The sequence below is a fragment of the Candidatus Protochlamydia sp. W-9 genome (assembly GCF_001950615.1).
Lineage (GTDB): Bacteria > Chlamydiota > Chlamydiia > Chlamydiales > Parachlamydiaceae > Protochlamydia > Protochlamydia amoebophila.
Window position 1 is genome coordinate 1 of the sequence record NZ_BCPZ01000171.1, and the last position, 276, is coordinate 276.

Here is a 276-nt window from a genome sequence, read left to right on the forward strand (position 1 = left end):
GCTAGTCCTGCGCCCTCTTTACCGCAAATTAAAGTTTTGCCTCTTTAATCTAGACTCTCACCAATTAAAGTCTTGCCTTTCTAAGCTAGACTCTCATTTTCAAAAAATCGATCTCCTTCGAGGGGCTTATTACGAAGAAGAGCTGCACCCTGATACAATAGAAAATCTCAAGCCCTGGATCGCTCATTTCGTGCATCATCTCGTTTCCAGACAACGAGCTGATGCGCTTGATCCGGATCAGGCTTGGCATTGGCATGAAGCTTACTACCAAAGACT

General features: G+C 44.6%; 1 protein-coding gene. It reads left to right on the forward strand.

What is annotated here, in order from left to right:
- Positions 1 to 276 (forward strand): hypothetical protein (locus BU804_RS05625; protein WP_143298934.1); only part of this gene is annotated, 276 nt, incomplete at both ends.